Source organism: Aliterella sp. E5.1, from assembly GCF_057473825.1.
The window spans coordinates 1-1884 of sequence record NZ_JBYCCV010000303.1 but is presented as its reverse complement, the minus strand read 5'-3'; the positions used below and the strand labels follow the sequence as shown (position 1 = coordinate 1884).

The 1884-nt window shown below is 45.2% G+C and carries 1 pseudogene; it reads right to left on the bottom strand.

Annotation, left to right across the window (positions count from 1 at the left end):
- Window positions 1-25: 25 nt before the first annotated feature.
- Window positions 26-1724: pseudogene (locus AC2VE5_RS26560) on the bottom strand (IS1182 family transposase).
- Window positions 1725-1884 lie beyond the last annotated feature (160 nt).

The following is a 1884-nucleotide window of genomic DNA, read 5'->3' as shown; positions in this document are numbered from 1 at the left end:
GATACTGTTGGCGAATTCAGAAGAGCTATCCAGTTTTCGGTCTAAGTGCTAGAAATCTTGAATAGCGAGTGGGAGCTAAAGGAATACCATTTGCCCAAGCATCAAAACGACATAAATTAAGCGCCGCAGCCATCAAAATATGTTGTAAGTGGGTTTTTGCTAAACCAATATAGCGAGATTGGCGCAGGTCTGACCGTCGGATGCCTTGAGACAAAGTGCCTTCTATACCAGCCCGGTGACGATAAATCTGTAAAAATTCTGGAGTGTTTTGGACGGCACGGCGATGGCTCAGAGCGAGATATTCATTTTGACGACGAATGGTCAGCCCTCTCGGTTGTGTTTGAGCGCGGGTACATCGGCTCTTGGAAGGACAAGCACGGCAAGCTGACTGGGGAAAGCGAATATCAATTATAGGTTGCCCACTCTCATCAATTTTTTCCGACCAAGTTTGACTTTGATGTCCTTTTGGACAAATAGCTACTTGTTTATCCCAATCAATCTGAAACTGGTTGCTTGCTCTCCTTGGGGTGATGATGAGCTTGCCAACTGGGATCGCTACGAACTGGGCCAATAAGTTCAATCCCATAGTCAATCTGACTCTTGACCAAAAGCTTTGCAGTTACATAACCAAGATCCATCAAATGCTCTTTTGGCAGCAAATCTTTCTCGGATAAAGCGTGGTGAATTGGCTCTACTACCGCCTCGTCAGTAAGGGTTGATAAAGTTGTGTGAACATGAGTAATGAAGTGAGGACAGTTTTCATCGCAACTTTCCGTCACATGAGCTTTATACCCCACCCAATTGACACTTCTTTTGGAACTGTAGTGAGCTTCGATGTCATAAGGAGAATGAATAGCGATCGCGCTTGGAGGCATATCTTTAGGAACTCGCCATTGCACTTTCCCCTCTACAGGTGCATAGAATTGTTGTACCCAAACAAGTCGCAGGATTTCAACGGCGGGCAGACAACGTAACCATTCTGGGGCATTAGGAGCAAAAATTGCTTTGAGTAGGGCAAAACCATCAGCACCGATCTGATTTCCTAACGATTCTCTCTCCGAATCCAGTTTGGGCAGACGATAGTTTTCAATTCGCCTGCCATAGCGGTCGAACCATGCCTTTTTTAGATGTTTGATTAGCCAGTCGGGAGCAGCTAGCGCCAAACTATTCAAGGCTGCCCGAAATGTCTCCCCCAAAGTTTCTAACCGATTGAGAGGTCGAATTGCTGCCAAAATATGAGTTGAATCGGTACGTTGTCGTTGATGCCCTTTTAACAACCCTTGCGATCGCAATTGCTCTAAGATTCGCTCTAGTAATAGTTCTTCTTTCCCTCCTGTAATCAAACGTTGACGAAACTCACTCAAAACGCGAAAGCGTCCTGGCAGAAGATTCTGTCAGGCGCGTTTCGCCGAAAAATTGAAGCCAGCGTCGTCCAAAGGAAGAGAAAGGGCATACTTCCAATCAATCCGTCCCCGAACGGCATCGGCCGCTTGACGATCTGACAAGTTCTCTATATACTGCATTACACTTATCAAAGCTAACCGCCAAGGGGATTGGGCGGGTTGTCCTCGTACTGAAAATAGGGAGGTAAAGTCTTCATCTATGTAGATACTGCCCAAGGTGTCTCGAATCTGTAGATAAATATTTCCTTTGGGAAAAGCGGCACGGGCTACGGCGGCTGTAAAGTCAGGAAACGGAGGAATATTTTGGGGCTTCATCGACATGGGACACCTCCATCTATTCATAGATCGTTGCTCTGATCTTACTCTTACTCGATTATTGAATCCCACAAAAAAATTACATTAGCCAAACTGTCACTTCTTATCAGTTCGATTTGACTATAAGTTGCTTTTTTGGCTTTTTTTTGAATTCGCCAACAGTATC